Origin of the sequence: Micromonospora sp. NPDC049891 (assembly GCF_040660295.1) — a bacterium.
GTDB lineage: Bacteria > Actinomycetota > Actinomycetes > Mycobacteriales > Micromonosporaceae > Micromonospora.
The window spans coordinates 1-18659 of sequence record NZ_JBFAML010000006.1 but is presented as its reverse complement, the minus strand read 5'-3'; the positions used below and the strand labels follow the sequence as shown (position 1 = coordinate 18659).

Here is an 18659-nt window from a genome sequence, read left to right as displayed (position 1 = left end):
AGGTGAGATTGTGACCGGCGGCACTACAGCCGGTCGGGTCAGCATCGGGCAGTCGAGGACAGTGACGCACAGAGCCGGACAGCGGTACCGACCACCTCATCCGCCGCGTACACCCCCGGTACCCGGAGTCGCTCGGACCGACACCAGGATTTCGAGGTCACGTACCACTCGAAACCAGTGAGGTCCCGTACCCGTGCAGGACGACAACCCCACCCCGAACCGCAGGATCCCCCACGCCCCGACCCGCCACCGGCGAACGCTGAGCCGGCGCTCCCGTCTCCTGGCCGTCGGTGCGGTCGCCCTGGTGGGGATCGGCGTCGCCGGTGTCGTCATGACCGACCGCGATGACCAGCCGGCCACCAGCCCGGTCGCCCTCGACGCCCAGGCCCGGGCCGAGGCTGCCGAACGGGCCGACCGATCGGCCCGGGAGCCTGCCGCCTCCGGCAGCCCGTCGACGAGCCCGTCGACGAGCCCGACCACGAGCGCCAGCCCCACCGCGAAGCCCAGCCCGAAGCCGAAGGCCAGCCGGACGGCCACCGCTGCGGCGAAGCCGAAGAAGAGTGCGAAGCCGAAGCCGTCCTGGGTGATCCCGATGGCGGGCGGCGCCATCACCTCCTGCTACGGGCCCCGGTGGGGCACCCTGCACGCGGGCATCGACTTCGCCATGCCCGCCGGTACCCCCGTGCGCGCCGCCTTCCGCGGCACCGTGACGAAGGCCGGCGACGTCGGTGACGGGTACGGCATCTCCGTGGTCATCGACCACGGCAACGGCTACCTCACCCACTACGCCCACCTGAGTACCGCCAGGGTGAGCGTGGGCGAGAAGGTCAGCACCGGGCAGACGATCGGCCTGGAGGGCTCCACGGGCGACTCCACGGGCCCGCATCTGCACTTCGAGGTGCACCAGGGTCAGATGTGGAACCAGATCGACCCCGCGCCGTTCCTGCGCGCCCGGGGCATCGACGTGGCGTGCTGACCGGCGGCTGGTGCGGTCGGGCCGGGGCCCGGACAGCGCGCTGACGGATTCAGCTCACCTGCTCGACGATGGCGCGGGCGCAGTCCAGGGACTCGGTGTGGCTGGTGTCCACCACGACGTCGTACGCGACACCCTGGTGCACGATCTCGGCCTGCGACGCCGCCATGCCGGTCACCCGGTCGCCTCTGGCGATCTCCCGAGCGGCCGCGATGTCGGGGGCGCAGCGCACGCCGACCCAGAGCACCCGGAGGCCCTCCAGGTACCTGCGAGCGCGCTGCTGGGACGCGCCACCGCCGAGAAACACGTCGTCGACGATGACGGGGGCGCCCGCCCCCGCCATCGCGGCGACGCCGATCCACCAGGCATGCTGCATGTCGTCGAAGCCCTCGCCCAGGATGACCTCACCCTGCGGCCCGAAGGTGACCATGGACGGTGGCAACCGCTCGATCAGGTCGTCGATGCCGAGGTTGATCCAGGGGCCCGGAAGCAGGTGTCTGAGGCAGCGGACGATTCCCGACTTGCCTGAGCTGGATCCGCCATTGAGCACGATGACCTGGGTCGTCATCCGGTGGGCCGACCTTCCGTGTCAGATCTTCTCGATCGGGGCGTGCCGCAGCACCAGCCACAGCGTCTGGTCGCCGAAGTCGATCTGCGCCCGGGCGCCCGGGCCGTGCCCCTCCACGGCCACCACCCGGCCGAGGCCGTACCGCTGGTGGTTCACCCGGTCCCCGGCGGTGACCTTGGGCCCCTGCGGCAGCTCGCTCGCGGTGGCCAGCCGGCTGCCGTCCACCCCGAGCTTGCGGGCGAGCTGCACCGCCCGGGGAGTGCCCCCGGCGAAGCCCCCGCGACCGCCGGACGCCCGCTCCGCACGGCCGCCCACGCCGCCGCCACCGCCACCCCACGAGGTGTACGAGCCCTCGGTCCGCTCCCAGCGGACCAGCTCGGGCGGCAGTTCCTCGACGAACCGGGACGGCGGGTTGTAGGCCGGCTGGCCCCACGCCGAGCGGGTCACCGCCCGGGAGAGGTAGAGCCGCTGCCGGGCCCGGGTGATGCCGACGTACGCCAGCCGACGCTCCTCCTCCAGCTCCCGGGTGTCGCCCAGCGAGCGCAGGTGCGGGAAGACACCGTCCTCCAGGCCGGTCAGGAACACCACCGGGAACTCCAGGCCCTTGGCGGTGTGCAGCGTCATCAGGGTGACCACGCCCTGATGATCGGGGTCGTCGGTGGGCACCTGGTCCGCGTCGGCGACGAGCGCGACCTGCTCCAGGAACCCGGCGAGGGTGGCCCGCTCCCCCTCCGCGCCGGTCGCCTCGATCCGCTCGGTGTACTCGCGGGCGACGCTCACCAGTTCCTGGAGGTTGTCGACCCGACCCGCGTCCTGCGGGTCGAGGCTCTCCTCCAGCTCGGTCAGGTAGCCCGAGCGGGTCAGCACCGCCTCCAGCACCTCCTCCGGGGTGCCGTCGACGGCCAGCTCGCGGGCGGCGTCGAGCAGCGCCACGAACTCGGCGATGCCGTTGGCCGCCCGGGTCGAGATGCCGGGCGCGTCACCGGCCCGGCGCAACGCGGCGCCGAAGGAGATCCGGTCCCGGCTGGCCAGCGCCTCCACGCACGCCTCGGCGCGGTCGCCGATGCCCCGGCGTGGGGTGTTGAGGATCCGACGCAGGCTGACCGTGTCGTCGTCGTTGACCACCGAACGCAGGTAGGCCAGCGCGTCCCGGACCTCCTTGCGCTCGTAGAAGCGCACCCCGCCGACGACCTTGTACGGCAGGCCGAGCCGGATGAACACCTCCTCGAAGACCCGGGACTGCGCGTTGGTGCGGTAGAAGACCGCCACGTCGCCCGGTCGGGTCTCCCCGTCGTCGACCAGGCGGTCGATCTCCCGGGCCACCCAGTCCGCCTCGGCGTGCTCGGTGTCGGCGACGTACGCGACGATCGGCTCCCCCGCACCGGCGTCGCTCCACAGTCGCTTCGGCTTGCGGGACGTGTTGCGGTCGATCACCGCGTTCGCGGCGTTCAGGATGGTCTGGGTGGAGCGGTAGTTCTGCTCCAGCAGGATGGTGCGCGCGTCGGTGAAGTCGCGCTCGAACTCCAGGATGTTGCGGATCGTCGCGCCCCGGAAGGCGTAGATCGACTGGTCCGCGTCGCCGACCACGCACAGCTCCGCCGGGTCGAGGCCCTCGGTGCCGGAGACCAGCTCCTTGATCAGCACGTACTGCGCGTGGTTGGTGTCCTGGTACTCGTCGACGAGCACGTGCCGGAAACGGCGGCGGTAGCTCTCCGCGACGTGCGGATGCGACTGGAGCAGGTGCACCGTCGTCATGATCAGGTCATCGAAGTCGAGCGCGTGCGCCTCGCGCAGCCGGCGCTGATAGAGGGCGTACGCCTCGGCGAGGGCGCGTTCGTTGGGCCCACTGGCCCGCGCGGCGAACGTCTCCGGGTCGACCAGCTCGTTCTTCAGATTCGAGACCTGGGCGGCGAGGCCGCGCGCCGGGTAGCGTTTCGGATCGAGGTCGAGCTCACGGGCGACGAGCTGCATCAGCCGACGTGAGTCGTCCGCATCGTAGATCGAGAATGTGGACTTCAGGCCGGCGTGCTCGTGCTCGGCCCGCAGGATCCGCACACAGGCCGAGTGGAACGTGGAGACCCACATCAGCCGGGCCCGGGGACCGACCAGAGCGGTGACCCGGTCCTTCATCTCGCCGGCGGCCTTGTTGGTGAAGGTGATCGCGATGATCTCGCCGGGATGCACGTCCCGCGCGGCGAGCAGGTACGCGATCCGGTGGGTCAGTACCCGGGTCTTGCCGGACCCGGCACCGGCCACGATCAGCAGCGGCGAGCCCGCGTGGGTGACCGCGTCCCGTTGCGGGCCGTTGAGTCCCTCCACCAGCTGCGCCGGGTCGAGGCGACCGGGCGCGGGCCGATGGGGCGGCAGCGTCCGGGCAGGCTCGGGCTCGGGCGGGGACGCGGGGATGTCGAAGAGAGGATGCATCGCACGGCGAGTCTATGCCGCCGGCCGGACATCACCCGCTGACGGCACCACCCGATGGCGTGACCCGGCAGCACCGGCGGGAGGAGGTTTCCCGACAGGTGGACGGACGACAGCCTTCTTCGGCCTTTCCTTGCGCGCCGGCCCGGTGCGGCGGCATACTCGGCAGCGTGTTCGACAGGCGCTTCTACTTTTACTACGGCTCCGGGAGTCCGGCAGCCGTAGGTCGCGCCTGATCGATCAGACCTACGAAAAGCCCCGGGCTCTCGGAGCCCGGGGCTTTTTCGCGTCCCGGGATCCGGGCACCGGGCACCACATCGCGAGAGGTACCCGAAGATGACAGACGTGATGGAGCAGAACGGCGGAGCCAACGGGTCCGGCACCACCTCGAACGGCGCCGGCCCCACCGGGTCGACGGGGGGTACCCCGGCCACCGGCACCACCGAGCCGGACGCCGCCAACCGGATCGCCGAGATCCGGGTCCGGATCGACGAGATCGACCGGACGCTCATCGAGCTGTGGCAGGAGCGGGCCGCACTCTCCCGGGAGGTCGGTGCGACCCGGATGGCCTCGGGCGGTACCCGGCTCGTCCTCTCCCGCGAGCAGGAGATCCTGGAGCGGTTCCGGGCAGCCCTGGGCGCCGACGGCACCCAACTCGCCCTGCTGCTTCTCCGAGCCGGCCGCGGCCCCCTGTGACAGCCCCCGTTGATCAAGAAGTTTGCGTCTGGAGAAGCGCTCACCCAGACGCAAACTTCTTGATCAACCTGATGTGGGCGTGGGCGTGGGCGTGGGCGTGGGCGTGGGCGTGGGCGGGACGTGGACCGGGGCGCCGGCTGCTGGTGACGGCCGACGCCCCGAATCACTGAGGAGGCACTACCTTCACCGCTGCTTCCGATACGGATGGACGGGAGCGGCGGCGTCTGTGGGGCTACTCCGTCGCGTGCACCACGTCGCGCACCTCGGCGAAGTGGCAGGCGCTCGGGTGGCCCGACTTGTCGCGGACCTCCAGCGCCGGCTGCTGCTCGGCGCAGATGTCCTGGGCCTTCCAGCACCGGGTGCGGAACCGGCAGCCCGAGGGCGGGTTGGCCGGCGACGGCACGTCACCGGTCAGCACGATCTGGTCCCGAAGCCCGCGCAGCGTCGGATCCGGCACCGGCACCGCGGACAGCAGCGCCTGCGTGTACGGGTGGGTCGGCTTGTCGTAGATCTCGTCCTCGGTGCCGATCTCGATGATCTTCCCGAGGTACATGACCGCGACCCGGTCGGCGATGTGCCGCACCACCGACAGGTCGTGGGCGATGAAGATGTACGACAGCCCGAGCTCCGCCTGGAGCTTCTCCAGCAGGTTGATCACCTGGGCCTGGATGGACACGTCAAGCGCGGAGACCGGCTCGTCACACAGGATGATCTCCGGGTTGAGCGCCAGCGCCCGGGCGATGCCGATGCGCTGCCGCTGACCGCCGGAGAACTGGTGCGGGTACCTGTTGATGTGGTCCGGGTTGAGACCGACCAGATCCAGCAGTTCCTGCACCTTGGCCCGCCGCTTGCCCTTCGGCACCACGTCCGGGTGCACCTCGAACGGCTCGCCGATGATGTCACCGACGGTCATCCGCGGGTTGAGCGAGGTGTACGGGTCCTGCATCACCAGCTGGATGTTGCGCCGGCCCCGACGTCGCTCCTCGGCACCCACCTTCGACATGTTCTTGCCCTGCACGAACAGGTCACCGGAGGTCGGCGTCTCCAGCCCCACGAGCATCCGGGCCAGCGTCGACTTGCCGCAGCCGGACTCGCCCACGATGCCGAGCGTCTCGCCCCGCCGCAGTTGCAGGTTGACCCCGTCGACCGCCTGGACCGCACCGTACTGCTTCTTGAAGACGATGCCCCGGGTCAGCGGGAAGTGCTTGACCAGGTCGCGGGTCTCCAGCACCACATCACTCATCGCCCTTGACCTCCTTCCAGAAGTGGCAGGCAGCCGTCCGGCTCGGCGACACCTGGTACAGCGGTGGCGCCGGATCCTGCCGGCAGACCTCCTGCGCGTACCGGCACCGGGGGTTGAAGGCGCAGCCCGGTGGGATGTTCGTCAACATCGGCGGCAGGCCCTTGATGGCGCTGAGCTCGTGACCCTTGAGGTCCAGGCGCGGGATCGACTCCAGCAGGCCCTTGGTGTACGGGTGGGCGGGGCTGGCGTAGATGTCGTTCACGCCGGCTTCCTCGATGACCCGGCCGGCGTACATGACCGAGATCTGGTCCGCCACGTCGGCCACCACACCCATGTCGTGGGTGATCAGCACCAGGCCCATGTTCCGTTCCCGCTGCAACTCGGCGAGCAGCGCCATGATCTGCGCCTGCACGGTCACGTCCAACGCGGTGGTCGGCTCGTCCGCGATCAGCACCTCGGGGTCGAGCGCCAGCGCCATGGCGATCATGACGCGCTGCCGCATACCGCCCGAGAACTGGTGCGGGTAGTCGTTCACCCGCTGCTTGGCCGCCGGGATCTTCACCAGGTCCAACAGCTCGACGGCGCGGGCCTTGGCGTCCTGGCGGGACATGCCGCGGTGCTTGCGGAACAGCTCGGCGAGCTGGAACCCGACGGTGAAGACCGGGTTCAACGCGGAGAGCGCGTCCTGGAAGATCATCGCGATCCGGTTGGCGCGCACCTTGCGGCGCTCCGACTCCGGCAACTTGAGCAGGTCGACACCCCGGTAGAGGATCTCGCCGCCGGTGATGAAGCCGGGCGGAGTGTCCAGGATGCCCATGATCGCCTGAGCGGTCACGCTCTTGCCGCAGCCGGACTCGCCGAGGATCGCCCGGGTCTCGCCGGCCCGCAGGTCGAAGCTCACGCCGTTGACGGCGCGGGCGATGCCGTTGCGGGTACGGAACTCCACGTGCAGGTCCTTGACCTGCAGCGGCAGCGCCTTCGGGTCGACACCCGCCAGCGCATCGATCTTGACGTTCACATCAGTGCTCATGCCGGCACTCCGCTCGCTCCGTGCCCTCGTGAGGCACCGTCGCCCTTGTGCTGATCCGCTCGCTGAGACTCGCTCATCGGACTCACCGGAACTTCGGGTCGAGGGCGTCACGCAGGGCGTCACCCATGAGGATGAAGGACAGCACCGTGCCGACAAGCAGACCACAGGGGAAGAGCAGCAGCCACGGGTCGTCCAGGAAGTAGACCTGGTGAGCGCTGATCATGATGCCCCAGGACTGCGCGGGCGGCTGAAGCCCGACACCGAGGAAGGTGAGCGTGGCCTCGGCGGCGACGAACGAACCGAGCACGATGGTGGCGTACACCAGCATCGGCGCGATCGCGTTCGGCAGGATGTGCCGGAACATCAGCCGGGAGTTGCGGGCGCCGACCGCCTTCGCGGCGTGCACGTAGTCCAGGTCCTTAGACGAGATGACGCTACCCCGGATGATCCGGGCGATGGTCGGCCAGGCCAGCAGGAACAGCACCCCGGTGATGGTCCAGATGTTCTGCCGCTTGATCACCGTGAGGAACACGATCGCGCCGAGCAGGAACGGCAGCGAGAAGAAGATGTCCATCACCCGGGAGATGACCGCGTCGACCCAGCCGCCGTAGTAGCCGGCGAGCAGACCGAGCACGCCACCGAAGAGCACGATGCCGCCGGTCGCCATCACCGCGATCACCATTGACGGACGCGCGCCGTAGATAGCGTGCGCGTAGTAGTCGCAACCCAGGATGTCGAACCCGAAGGGGTGCTCCCAGCTCGGCGAGACCCGGGACCGGTCGGTGCTGCACGCCCGCGGGTCCTGGCTGGTCCAGAGCTTCGGGAAGGCCGCCATCGAGCCGACCGTGAGAATGTAGAGAAAGGCGATCATGAAGATCGGATCGCGCAGCAGCTGTCGGCGGGCATCCGCCCACAGGCTGGCGCTGTGCTCCTTGCCGCCCGGCGCGTCAGTCGTGGGGCCGTCACCGCCCACCGGCGCACCGCCGACGGCGGTACCCGCGCTCGTCAGGTCACTCATGTCCACACCTCGTTTCGCTCCACCCGGCCACCAGGAACGGTGGGAAGACAAGCGTCCGCCACCGTGGTTCGGTCACTCATAGCGGATCCTCGGGTCGAGCACGGCGTAGAGCAGGTCGACAAGCAGGTTGGCGATCAGGACGACAAGCACCAGCATCGTCACCACGCCGACCACCACTGAGGACTCACCGGTACGCGCCGACATCGTCACCAGCCGGCCGATGCCCGGAACGTTGAAGATGGTCTCGGTGACGACCGCACCAGCCATCGCGGCGCCGATGTCGACGCCGAGGAAGGTGATCACGGGGATCAGCGAGTTGCGGAGCGTGTGCACGCCGATGACGCGCTTGTTGGTCAGACCCTTGGCCTTGGCGGTACGGACGTAGTCCGCCCGGATGTTCTCCATGATGCTGGTCCGGGTGAGCCGAGCAGTCGTGGCCAACGAGACCGCGCCGAGCACCATGCCCGGGATCACCAGGCTGGCCAGCGGATAGTCGGGCTTGAAGCCGGGGCTGAACATGCCAGCCGAGATCACGTCCGGAATCCAGTCCTGGCCGCGCAGCACGTTGCCGAACTTGACCCCGACGAACTCCCGGACCACCACGCCCAGCACGAAGATCGGCACCGAGATGACGAAAACCGTGCTGATCTTCACCAGGTAGTCGGTGAAGCTGCCGCCCCGCAGACCGGCTAGCACACCGGCCGCGATACCCACGACCGCCTCGAACACGATCGCGATCACCAGCAGCTTGAGGGTGAACGGAATGGCATCGGCGACCAGGTCGGTGACCTCGCGCTGGCGCAGGTTGATGCCGAAGTCGAAGTGGAAAAAGATGTTCTGCAAGCGGTCCAGGAAGAGCCCGAAACAGGGGTTGCCCCGCTGGTCCAGACAAGGGTCACCGTAGCCGAGCCGCTCGGTGATCGCCTGGAGCAGCGCGGGCGGCGGCGTCCGGTCCCCGAACAGCGCCCGAACCGGGTTCCCGCTGAACTGGATCGCCAGCGAGGTCATGTAGTGCAGTAGGAACATGGTGCCCAGCACGGTGGGGATGAACTGGAGCAACCGTCGAATGACGTAGCGCCCCATGACGGGGTCTCCTCTCGGCGCTGACGTGGCGGCAACGATCACCCTGGTGGGGTTACCGTTGCCGCCACGTCGTATTACGGCAGGATCAGGAGTCTGAAGCTCAGTTCTGCTTCAGCGAAATCGCACCGTAGTCGGCGTCCGAGACGGCGTTCCAGACGAACTGGTCCACGTTCTCGCTGTAAACCGCGCCAACCTTGTTGAACCACATCGGGATGACCGGGAGGTCCTCGCCGAGGATGTCCTCCGCCTTCTGGTAGGACGGGATCGCGGCCTGGATCGAGTCGGCCGAGTCACCCTCCTTCATCAGAGCGTCGAACTCCGGGTTGGTGTAGCCCGAGTTGTTGCTGCCGGCACCGGTGCCGTACAGCGGGTAGAGGAAGGTCTCCATGAACGGGTAGTCCGGACCCCAGCCGAGGCGGAACCCACCGGTGAACTTCTTCTGGTCCGCGGTCTCGAGGTACTCGGCGAACTGCAGGTTGACCTTGAGCTCGTAGTCGATGCCCAGGGCCTCCTTGATCTGGTCACCAACCGCCTGCAGCCACAGGTCGTGGCCGGCACCGGCGTTGGCCCACAGGATCAGCTTCTCACCGGCCGGCCAGCCGCCAGCCTCGGCGAGCAGCTGCTTGGCCTTCTCGACGTCCTTGGCGCAGTACTTGCAGACGCCCTCACGCGCACCCTCGAAGGTCGGGGCCACGTAGCCGGTCGCCGGGGTGAACCGGCCGTCGAAGACCGCGTCGATGATCGACTGACGGTCGATCGACAGCGACAGCGCCTGGCGGATCCGCTTGTCCTTGAAGGCGTCCTGGTACAGCGGCATGCCGACGTAGGTGAAGCTGTCACCGGGCGACTCGTACATCCGGTCGCCGTACTGCGCCTTGGCCTCCTTGTAGCGGGCCGGGGGCAGGGTGTAGAGCACGTCCAGCTCGCCCGCCTGGAAGGCGGCGTAGCCGGCGTCGATGTCGGCGAAGATCCGGTACTCGATGCGGTCGGGCTTGCCCGGCTCGCCCTTCCAGCTGTCGCTGCGGACCAGGTTGATGGCGACGTTGTGCTGCCAGCTGCCGTCGATCTTGTACGGACCGTTGCCGATCGGCGTCTCGTTGCACTTGGCGATGTCGTCGACGCACGCCTGGGCCATCGGGAAGAAGCCCGGGTAGCCGATCGTGGTCGGGAAGCCGGAGAACGGTGCGTCCAGCTCCACGGTGAAGGTCAGGTCGTCGACCTTCTTGAGACCCGACATGGTCTCAGCGGTCGGCTCCGGAGCCTTCTTCGGGCCTTCGCCGTCCGGGTCCGCCGGTGCCACGTCCGCCTTACCGGCGATCCGCTTCATGAAGTAGCCGTTGTTCTGGGCGTTCGGCCCGTAAGCGGCGTAGTTCCACGACCGGAGGAACGCGTCAGCGTTGACCGGCTCACCGTTGTCGAAGGTGTAGCCGCTCTTGAGCTTGATCGTCCAGAGCTTCTGGTCGTCCGACTCGACCGACTCGGCCAGGTCCATCTCGACCGCGGAGGTCTCGGCGTTGTACTTGACCAGACCGCGGTACAGCTGACGAATCACGTACAACGACGGCTCGTCGTCGCCGCCGGACGGGGTCAGGAACGCCGGCTCGGCGTTGTAGACCCGCAGCGTGCCGCCGGTCTGGCCGGCCGACTCGTTGTCGTCGCCACCGCTGCTACAAGCGGTAGCCAACATGGCGGTGGCGGTCGCCGCGACCGCCACCTTCAGGAATTTCCCGCGCATGGGAGTGCCTCCTCAGGGCGCTCGGCTCACGAGGGGGTTGTGAGGTGCCTGCAACTGTGACACTCGATGCGCCCAGGCGGGAAGGCGTGTTATCAACCCGATACCCGCCCGGGACGGTGCCGACATCGGCCCGGAGGCGCCTCTCGGGCGCGCCGGAGGCATGGTATGAGCTGCTCGTCAACCACATTTCCACGCTCAGCCGGCGGTCGGATGACAGGGGGTCGACGACTCCGCGAATCCGTCGGAGCATCGACGTGAATCCCGCCACTCCTTCCGCAATGCTACCCGAAAGTATGAGTCTGATTCCAGCCCAGCGGCTGATCGTCGTGGTCGCGCGAAGGACCCCTGGCCCCCGGAGACGGTCCGACCCCGGATCCGCATGGTGTGGGATCCGGGGTCGGACGGGGCGCTACGGCGTGGTGATCAGGCCGTGAAGTGGACCCTGCGGCGACGCAGGACCAGAACGGTGACCGCGCCCGCGAGCAGCAGCACCAGCCCGGCGGCGATCGCGGTGACGATCGGCGCGCCGGTCAGCGGCAGACCACCGTCGTTCGAGGCCGGCGAGGTGGACGGGGCGGGGCTCGACGGCGACTCCTCCGGAGTGCTCGGCGACGGCTCCGGCGACGGGGAGTCCGTCGGGGTGGACGGGGTCGGCTGCGGCGTCGTGGGCTCGGGCTCGGGGCTGCTCGGCTGCGGGGACGGTGCCTCGGCGAAGGTGGCGGCCGCCTTGGCGGTCACCGTGGCACCGGTGCTGCCGCCGAGGATGAGCTTCTGCGCCGCCTTACGCCCGGTGTAGAGGAACACCCGGCCGAAGGAGACCGAGTCGGCGGCGGACGCGGTCACACTGACCTCGCCGGCGCCCTCGGCGGTGAGCCAGAACTGGCCCCCGTTGCTGGTGGTGGAGACCGGCGCACCCGCGGCGTCGACAGCCGTCCCGCCGGTGACCGCCAGCGTGATCTCACCCGCCGGACCCTTCACGGTGAAGGGGCCGGCCTTCTCGCCGACAGTCGCGGTGGCCGTGGTCGGATCGATGCTCAGCTCGGCCTTCGGCTCGGGCTGGTCGGTGGCGTTCGCGATCAGGTAGTCGTGCACCTTCTTGATCACGTCGTACTTCGGCTTGCTGATCAGGTCGCGGCCAGCGACCCAGTCGCCGAGCACGATGCCGTCGCTGAAGTGCCACACAGCGGTCTGCGTGCCGAAGTAGAGCAGGTTACGACTCTCCTGCTCGTTCGTGCCGGCGGGCACGGTGGCACCGGCGGCGGCCAGCAACGCGGCCGGGTCGGCGTTGGGGTGACCGTGGGTGAGCACCCACTGAACCTTCGCGAGGTTCTTCACCTGGGACTCGTCCCAGGTGCCCTCCTGGTACGTGCCGTCGATGGCGACGCTTGTGTGGTAGTCGATGCAGAAGGCCGGGACGCGCTTGCCGTCGATCTCGATGGCGAGTGCCGAGGTCCGCTTGACCTTGCCGTCGAGCAGGAGCTTGACGCTGCTGCCCGACACCGCCTTCGCCACACCGGTGGCCGGGTCTTCGGCGGCGGCCGGGGCGGCGGCACCGAGCGCCAGCGCGCCGCCGGTGACGGCTGCGAGCGCGATCCGCGCCCAACGCCGTCCTCGTTGTCCGATCATGAGTTTCGTGCACCTCTCGGGCAGGGAGTGACCCGCGTACGCGCGGGCGGCCGGAGTCGCCGTTCCCGCGGGATGAGCGGCATCCGCACGCAGGGAAGGCGAGGGGAATTATCGACCGCGACTTGATCACTTGTCACGCCCTGGGGCCGGATTGGCCACTTATGCCGGAAAGATCGGTTACACCAGGCGCCGGTCCGCCGCCCAGCGGGACAACTCGTACCGATTGGACATCTGGAGCTTGCGCAGCACGTTGGAGACGTGGGTCTCGACCGTCTTGATCGAGATGTACAGCTCCCGGGCGATCTCCTTGTACGCGTACCCCCGGGCGAGCAGCCGCAGCACCTCGCGTTCCCGGTTGGTCAGCTGGTCCAGCTCCGGATCGGCGACAGGTGCGTCCGGGCGGGCCGCGAAGGCGTCCAGCACGAAGCCGGCCAGGCGCGGGCTGAACACCGCGTCGCCGTCGGCCACCCGCCGGATCGCCGCCGCCAGCTCGTCCGGCGAGATGGTCTTGGTGACATAGCCCCGCGCACCGGCCCGGATCAGCCCGATCACGTCCTCGGCGGCGTCCGAAACGCTGAGCGCCAGGAACCGCACCTGGGGATGGCTGCGCCGCATCGCCTCCAGCACGGCCCGACCGCCACCGTCGGGCATGTGCACGTCGAGCAGGACCACGTCCGGTCCGGTGGCCGCGATCCGGCTGACCGCCTCGGTCACCGTGCTCGCCTCGCCCACCACCTCGACGTGCGCGCCGAGTTCGGCGCGTACCCCAGCTCGGAACATGGCGTGGTCGTCGACCAGGAACACCCGCAGCCGTCCGGGCGGGTTGCCTTCCGGTTCGACGGGTGGCGTCGACTGCTCGGCCATCATCTGTCCCTCTCCGCCGTGGCCGAGTCCCGGGAGATCGGCAGGATCAACCGGACCTCGGTCCCTTCTCCAGGCCGGGAGCGGATCTCCGCCCGGCCACCGTGCCGCTTCATCCGCCCGACGATCGAGCCTCGGACACCGTGCCGATGGTCTTCCACCGTATCCGGGTCGAACCCGACACCCCGGTCCCGTACGAAGACACTTACCTGGTCGGGCTCGACCTCCGCGTAGAGCGAGACGGTCTGCACGCCGGCGTGCCGAGCGGCGTTCACCAGCGCCTCACGTGCCGCGGCCACCAGCGCGCCGACCCGCTCGTCGGTCTCCCGGTCACCCACCACGACCGCCTCCACGGTCATCGCGAAGGTGTCCTCCACCTCGGCCGCGGCCTGTTCCAGCGCGGCGGCGAGGCGCTCGGTGGGTGACGCGGTGGGCTTGTACAGCCAGTTGCGCAGCGAGCGTTCCTGCCCCCGGGCGAGCCGCTGCACGGTCTTGACGTCGCTGGCGTTGCGCTGGATCAACGCGAGGGTGTGCAGCACCTGGTCGTGCACCATGGCCGCCAGCTCGGCTCGTTCCTGCTCGCGGATGCGGCCCTCGCGCTCCGAACGAAGTTGGTTCCAGGTACGCCAGAGCACCGGCGCGGCCACCACCCCGACACCGGCCAGCCCGACCAGCGCGAAGATCACGCCGTTGATCACGGCGTCGAGGTTCTGCGCCGGGGAGTAGACCGCGGCCACCCCGATGATGCCGACCGCGACCAGCACCCCGCCGCCGACGAAGCGGAGCACGAACGCCCGCCGGTCGCTCTCCTCTATCACCGCGCCGAGCCAGGGCACCGGCATCGACTCGCCCCACTGGCGCCGCCGCTCGGGCGCGGACTGGTGCCAGATCACGCCGGCGCCGACCGCGATGATGGCGACCAACCAGCCCGCCGTGCCGGCCGCCCCGACCGAGTCGAAGACCATCACCTGGATCAGCAGCACGCCGAGCCCGATGGCCACGAACGGCAGCAGCTGGCCGACGTCGCGGCGAGGCGGTACGGCGGTGTCACCGGGCCGCAGCGGCACGACCGCCCAGAACGCCGCGTAGAGCAGCAGGCCCAGCCCGCTCAGCCCGAGCAGCACCATGAAGGCGATCCGGACCCGGACCACCGGCACGCCGAGATGCTCGGCGATGCCGGCGGCCACCCCGGCGGCCATCCGGTGCTCCGGAGCGCGGTAGAGGCGGGGTGGTTGGCTGATGCTGCTGATCGCGAGCTCCCTGGTCAGGACGGTCGGGCCGGATGAGAGGCGAGGTTTTCCGGCGCCGGTCCGATCGTCACACGCGCCGTGGCCGCCCGACCACGGGGACGCCCCCGACATTCGGGCGGTCCGGATCTCAGGGTGGGGTCAGGGTCGCCGCCGGAGGACGCTCGGGCGTCGGGCGCAGCAGGATCGAGGGTATGACCGACGACGCTGCCCAGCCGTACCGGCCGGGGCCGACCGAACCGGAGCCGACGCCTCCGGCGGCCACCCGGCCGGCCGTACCCGAATCCCCCGGTGCCGAGGCGGACGACCTGGCCGCACCGGCCGGTGGGCGGGCGCCCACCGACGGCACGGCGTGGGACGACACACCTCCACCCGTCGCCGCCGCGCCACCGCCCACCGGCGAGACGGCGTGGGACGACACCACCGCAGCACCGTCCGCCGGGCCGGGGGGGCCGGGCGGACCAGGCGCGACGGGCGGACCAGGCGCGACGGGCTGGCCCAGCGGACACGGCGGAGCGGGCGGGCCGGGCTGGCCGGGTGGACCTGGCGAGCCGGGTGGACCTGGTGGGTCGAGCCGGCAGGGCGGGCCTGGCGGACCTGGGTGGCCTGGCGGACCGCCGCCGGGGGGTGGCCCGGGTGCGTCCTTCGGCGGCGCCGGCTTCACCTCGCGGTACGGGCTGGTCCGGCCCCGGGAGGGCCGTTACCTGGCCGGCGTCTGCGCTGCCGTCGGCCGGGCCACCAACACCGACCCCGTGCTCTGGCGGGTGCTGCTGGCGGTCCTGGGCTTCTTCGGCGGCGTCGGCATCCTGGTCTACGTCGCCGCCTGGTTGATCATTCCGGGCGAGGGGGACAGCGCCTCGCCCATCGAGTCCATGCTGGGCCGCGGGCGGTCCAGCATGTCACCGGTCACCGTGATCGTCCTCGGCATCGTGGTCGCGGTGGGCTTCGGCTTCGTCGTCACCGACGCCTTCCGCGCGGTACTGCTCGGCGCGGCCATCCTGGTCGGCGGCGCACTGATGCTCAACCGTCAGCAGCGCGAGTCCCGACCCGAGCCGGGGGCACCGGGTGTGGGTGTCCCCGCGAACCCACCCCCGCCACCGGGTCCGGTGCCTCCGGTCAGCTATCCCGGGCCGACCGCCTACCCGGCGGCGTACCCGGAGTTCGGCCGGACCGCGACCGTCGCGCCCCCCGCCTTCCACCCAGCCGGCGCGGCGTCCGGCGTTCCCTCGGCACCTACCGTGCCGTCGGCGCCCGGCAGGCCCGAGGAGCCGACCATTCAGTTGCCACCGGCACCGGCGTGGCCGACGAGCGCGGCCGCCTCGGGCCCGCCGGTCACCCAACCGACCTACCGTCCCCCGTTCGCCCCGCACGGCCCCTACGCCGGGCCGCCGAAGGTGGCCCCGCCACCGCCGCCCAAGTCGAAGCCGCCCCGCAAACCCCGGGAACGATCGGCCCTGGGCGCGGTGACCTTCTCGTTGATCTTTGTCGCGTTGGGGCTGGTGGGCGTTCTCGACCTGCTGGACATCTTCGGGGTCGGTGCCTCGGCCTACTTCGCCGCGGCCCTCGCGGTGATCGGTCTCGGCCTGCTCGTGGGTACCTGGTTCGGACGGGCCCGGTGGCTGATCGCGCTCGGCCTGGTCACCGCCGCCGCCCTGGCCGTGGTCACAGTCGTCGAGTCCTACGACCGGGTACGCGGAGTGGACGGCGCGGTCACCTGGGCACCGACCAATCACCGCGACCTCGCCGTCCGGTACGAACAGAGTTTCGCCGACGCGGTGCTCGACCTGCGGGCGATCGACTTCAACCAGCAGGAGGCGGAGATCACCGTCGTGATCAACTTCGGCGAGGCCACAGTGGTGGTGCCACCGAACGTGGACGTCACCGCGGTGACCCAGGTGACCGCCGGCGACGCGAACGTCCTCGGCCAGCGGGCGCGGGGCATGGACAACCGGCTCGCGGACATCGTCGATCTCGGCCCGGACGGCGCCGGCGGCGGGAAGCTGCGCCTAAACCTGCACGTCAACGCCGGGCACATGGAGGTGACCCGGTGAGAGCCCACCGCACCGACCTGGTGTCGTTCGCCTTCGGGCTGCTCTTCCTCGCACTCGCCGCCTGGTGGCTGCTCGCCCAGGTGCTCGGTCTCGTGCTGCCGCCGGTCGGCTGGTTCCTGGCCGGTGGGCTGATCCTGGTCGGCGGGCTCGGTCTGGTCGGCGCCCTGCGTTCCAGTCGGTACAACGGTCGGCCGGCACCGGCCGACGCCCCTGACGAGACCGGCCGGGACGTCTCGGCACCCGGCACGGGGGACACCGCCGCCGACCCGCTGGCGGACCCGGCAGATCCGGAAACCCCGACGGGTACGCGGGCTCCGGCCAGCCCGGAGGTGGCAGCCGACAGCGAGCTGCGGGAGGACCGCACGCTCGATCTGTTCGGCGGTGACGAGGCGACACCGCCCGGACGGCCGGGGCGCGACGCCTGACCGTGCGGCAGCGGTCGCCCGCCGCCTATGCTGGCCGGTGTGCTCCCGCCAGCGCCGGCCGGCCCGCGCCGCAGGGCATCCCCCGTGGGCCGCCGGCTCGCGCGGGCCGTCCGTGGCCGGGCCGACCTCGCCGCCGGCGGTGACTCTCGCGTCAGTCGCCTCTACCCGTCAGGAGCCCGTTCGACATGACCCAGTCCCCCGCCGTGCGTACGCCCGACCGATCCGGTCCGGTCCGCCTCGGCGAGCGCGCCGCCCGTACCCTCGTCTCCGAGCTTGCCCGGATCAACGACCCGAAGGCCGCCCTCCTGGTCGGCGCGGCTCCGGAGTCCGCGGTGCTGACCGCGGCGATCGAAGCGATGCTGCCCGGCGACACCCTCACCGTGGTACCCGCCGAGCACGTCAGTGCCACGGCGTTGCGGGAGCACGTCACCGCCCAGGGCCGCTGGGTCGCCGAGCGGGTCCGGGTCGTGGACAGCCTCGCCGAGGCGGAGGCCGCCGCGGTGGTCATCGCCGCTGAGGCGTTGGCCGGCACCGCCGACGAGGCTCGGACCACCATCGGGACCCTCACCAAGTACCTGGCCGACGGCGCGGTGCTCAGCGTCGCCACCCCCGTCACCCGGACCGCCGGCGCCGCCGCCGAGTTGGACCGGCAGGGCGCGCTGTACGGCGTCGGCAACGACCTGGTGCTGCTCAACAAGCCACCGGTACGCGTGTACCGGCTCCGCTTCACCCCGGCCGACGCGGCAGCGGCGGAGCAGCTCGCTCCGGCGTACCGGCCGTCGAGTGTGCCGCTCAGCCGGGACATGCACATCGACTCCAACGGGGTCGCCGCCGCCGGCATCGCCCTGGGGCTGGCCGCGCTGACCCGACTGGCCCGGCCGAAGTCGAAGCTCTGGCTGCTGCCCGCGCTGGCCGCCGCGCCGGTGGCCGCCTTCTTCCGTGATCCGGAGCGGGACGTGCCGGAGGACCCGTCGGCCGTGGTGGCCGCCGCCGACGGGCAGGTGCTGTCGGTGCAACGCCTGACCGACGAGCGCTTCGGCGATGGCGAGTTCCTGCGGATCGCGGTCTTCCTGTCGGTCCTCGACGTGCATGTCAACCGCTCCCCGGTGGCCGGCAAGGTGGTCGACTACTTCGTCGCCGACGGCGGGTTCGTCAACGCGATGAAGCCGGACGCGGAGCACAACGTGGCCGCTTACACGGTGCTGGACACCACCCACGGCACCGTGGTGGTGGCCCAGCGCACCGGCCTGATCGCCCGCCGCATCGTGCAGCGCGCGCCGATCGGCGCGTTGCTGGCCCGCGGCGAGCGGTTCGGGCTCATCCGCTTCGGCTCGCGCACCGACGTCTACCTGCCGGCGGACGCCGCGGAGCCGCTGGTCGGGCCGGGCGACAAGGTGATCGGTGGATCGAGTGTGATCGCCCGCTGGCGCTGAACCCGGGTACCCACGCACCCGGCCCGGCTACACCGGCACCCAGGTCCCCGGGCCCGGCACAGCGGCACCCAGGCCCGGGGCCGGGTGCAGCGGCACCCGGGTTGCGGTAACCCGGGCCCTCAACCGGCCCGGACACCGCGAAATGCCGCGAGCCGGGCGCCCGGCGGCCGGGTGAGGCCCGCCAGGTGAGCCGAACTCGCAGTAGACGGCGGAGGCGTCGTCGGCCACCTTGTGCCGGCGCCGCCGGTC

At 70.6% G+C, this 18659-nt stretch carries 14 protein-coding genes and 1 pseudogene; 5 read left to right on the top strand and 10 right to left on the bottom strand.

Going from position 1 to position 18659, the window contains the following annotated elements:
• The first annotated feature begins 193 nt into the window (after positions 1 to 193).
• Entirely contained in the window at positions 194 to 976 is a 783-nt protein-coding gene (locus AB0I71_RS10105; protein ID WP_357582948.1) for a M23 family metallopeptidase, read from the top strand.
• Between the two features lie 49 nt (positions 977 to 1025).
• Here the strand turns inward: AB0I71_RS10105 and AB0I71_RS10100 are convergent, their stop codons facing one another.
• Together AB0I71_RS10100 and pcrA are read right to left on the bottom strand one after the other, a co-directional pair.
• Positions 1026 to 1541 (bottom strand): chloramphenicol phosphotransferase, encoded by a 516-nt coding sequence (locus AB0I71_RS10100; protein ID WP_357582946.1) that lies wholly within the window; start codon positions 1539 to 1541, stop codon positions 1026 to 1028.
• 21 nt (positions 1542 to 1562) lie between these two features.
• Positions 1563 to 3965 (bottom strand): DNA helicase PcrA, encoded by a 2403-nt coding sequence (pcrA, locus tag AB0I71_RS10095; RefSeq protein WP_357582944.1) that lies wholly within the window; start codon positions 3963 to 3965, stop codon positions 1563 to 1565.
• Between the two features lie 333 nt (positions 3966 to 4298).
• Here pcrA and AB0I71_RS10090 point away from each other — a divergent pair, with 333 nt between their 5' ends.
• Positions 4299 to 4658, top strand: coding sequence for a chorismate mutase (locus tag AB0I71_RS10090; protein ID WP_357582942.1), 360 nt, complete (start codon positions 4299 to 4301; stop codon positions 4656 to 4658).
• Positions 4659 to 4890: 232 nt separating this feature from the next.
• On the opposite strand, the gene AB0I71_RS10085 is transcribed toward AB0I71_RS10090, so the two are convergent.
• The 8 genes from AB0I71_RS10085 to AB0I71_RS10050 all read right to left on the bottom strand — a co-directional run bounded on the left by AB0I71_RS10085 (position 4891) and on the right by AB0I71_RS10050 (position 14522).
• The gene (locus AB0I71_RS10085; RefSeq protein WP_357582940.1) at positions 4891 to 5901 is read right to left on the bottom strand and encodes a dipeptide ABC transporter ATP-binding protein; all 1011 of its coding nucleotides are present in this window, start codon (positions 5899 to 5901) and stop codon (positions 4891 to 4893) included.
• Entirely contained in the window at positions 5894 to 6931 is a 1038-nt protein-coding gene (locus AB0I71_RS10080; protein WP_357582938.1) for an ABC transporter ATP-binding protein, read from the bottom strand. The genes AB0I71_RS10085 and AB0I71_RS10080 overlap by 8 nt, the downstream gene beginning before the upstream one ends.
• An 82-nt stretch (positions 6932 to 7013) precedes the next feature.
• On the bottom strand, positions 7014 to 7949 hold the full coding sequence (locus AB0I71_RS10075) for an ABC transporter permease (RefSeq protein WP_357582936.1): 936 nt from the start codon (positions 7947 to 7949) through the stop codon (positions 7014 to 7016).
• A 72-nt stretch (positions 7950 to 8021) separates the two neighbouring features.
• The gene (locus AB0I71_RS10070; RefSeq protein ID WP_357582934.1) at positions 8022 to 9032 is read right to left on the bottom strand and encodes an ABC transporter permease; all 1011 of its coding nucleotides are present in this window, start codon (positions 9030 to 9032) and stop codon (positions 8022 to 8024) included.
• A gap of 100 nt (positions 9033 to 9132) precedes the next feature.
• Positions 9133 to 10767, bottom strand: coding sequence for an ABC transporter substrate-binding protein (locus AB0I71_RS10065; protein ID WP_357582932.1), 1635 nt, complete (start codon positions 10765 to 10767; stop codon positions 9133 to 9135).
• Positions 10768 to 11190: 423 nt separating this feature from the next.
• The gene (locus tag AB0I71_RS10060) at positions 11191 to 12393 is read right to left on the bottom strand and encodes a thioester domain-containing protein (RefSeq protein WP_357582930.1); all 1203 of its coding nucleotides are present in this window, start codon (positions 12391 to 12393) and stop codon (positions 11191 to 11193) included.
• Between the two features lie 177 nt (positions 12394 to 12570).
• The gene (locus AB0I71_RS10055) at positions 12571 to 13257 is read right to left on the bottom strand and encodes a response regulator transcription factor (protein WP_357583351.1); all 687 of its coding nucleotides are present in this window, start codon (positions 13255 to 13257) and stop codon (positions 12571 to 12573) included.
• The gene (locus tag AB0I71_RS10050) at positions 13257 to 14522 is read right to left on the bottom strand and encodes a PspC domain-containing protein (protein WP_357583349.1); all 1266 of its coding nucleotides are present in this window, start codon (positions 14520 to 14522) and stop codon (positions 13257 to 13259) included. Before AB0I71_RS10050 ends, AB0I71_RS10055 begins: the two co-directional genes overlap by 1 nt.
• A gap of 173 nt (positions 14523 to 14695) precedes the next feature.
• On the opposite strand from AB0I71_RS10050, the gene AB0I71_RS10045 reads away from it, so the two are divergent.
• The 3 genes and pseudogenes from AB0I71_RS10045 (at position 14696) to AB0I71_RS10035 (ending at position 18410) form a co-directional block, all read left to right on the top strand.
• The gene (locus AB0I71_RS10045; RefSeq protein WP_357582928.1) at positions 14696 to 16552 is read left to right on the top strand and encodes a PspC domain-containing protein; all 1857 of its coding nucleotides are present in this window, start codon (positions 14696 to 14698) and stop codon (positions 16550 to 16552) included.
• Positions 16549 to 16731 (top strand): annotated as a pseudogene (locus tag AB0I71_RS10040) (hypothetical protein); the annotation flags it as partial. The gene AB0I71_RS10045 and the pseudogene AB0I71_RS10040, both read left to right, overlap by 4 nt.
• A 431-nt stretch (positions 16732 to 17162) precedes the next feature.
• Positions 17163 to 18410 (top strand): phosphatidylserine decarboxylase, encoded by a 1248-nt coding sequence (locus tag AB0I71_RS10035; RefSeq protein WP_357582926.1) that lies wholly within the window; start codon positions 17163 to 17165, stop codon positions 18408 to 18410.
• Positions 18411 to 18659 lie beyond the last annotated feature (249 nt).

Coding starts and splice junctions, on each gene's coding strand:
- AB0I71_RS10045 (WP_357582928.1), top strand. CDS start 14,696: ATGACCGACGACGCTGCCCAGCCGTACCGGCCGGGGCCGACCGAACCG.
- AB0I71_RS10100 (WP_357582946.1), bottom strand. CDS start 1,541: ATGACGACCCAGGTCATCGTGCTCAATGGCGGATCCAGCTCAGGCAAG.
- AB0I71_RS10060 (WP_357582930.1), bottom strand. CDS start 12,393: ATGATCGGACAACGAGGACGGCGTTGGGCGCGGATCGCGCTCGCAGCC.
- AB0I71_RS10080 (WP_357582938.1), bottom strand. CDS start 6,931: ATGAGCACTGATGTGAACGTCAAGATCGATGCGCTGGCGGGTGTCGAC.
- AB0I71_RS10075 (WP_357582936.1), bottom strand. CDS start 7,949: ATGAGTGACCTGACGAGCGCGGGTACCGCCGTCGGCGGTGCGCCGGTG.
- AB0I71_RS10085 (WP_357582940.1), bottom strand. CDS start 5,901: ATGAGTGATGTGGTGCTGGAGACCCGCGACCTGGTCAAGCACTTCCCG.
- AB0I71_RS10035 (WP_357582926.1), top strand. CDS start 17,163: ATGACCCAGTCCCCCGCCGTGCGTACGCCCGACCGATCCGGTCCGGTC.
- AB0I71_RS10065 (WP_357582932.1), bottom strand. CDS start 10,767: ATGCGCGGGAAATTCCTGAAGGTGGCGGTCGCGGCGACCGCCACCGCC.
- AB0I71_RS10090 (WP_357582942.1), top strand. CDS start 4,299: ATGACAGACGTGATGGAGCAGAACGGCGGAGCCAACGGGTCCGGCACC.
- AB0I71_RS10070 (WP_357582934.1), bottom strand. CDS start 9,032: ATGGGGCGCTACGTCATTCGACGGTTGCTCCAGTTCATCCCCACCGTG.
- AB0I71_RS10055 (WP_357583351.1), bottom strand. CDS start 13,257: ATGGCCGAGCAGTCGACGCCACCCGTCGAACCGGAAGGCAACCCGCCC.
- pcrA (WP_357582944.1), bottom strand. CDS start 3,965: ATGCATCCTCTCTTCGACATCCCCGCGTCCCCGCCCGAGCCCGAGCCT.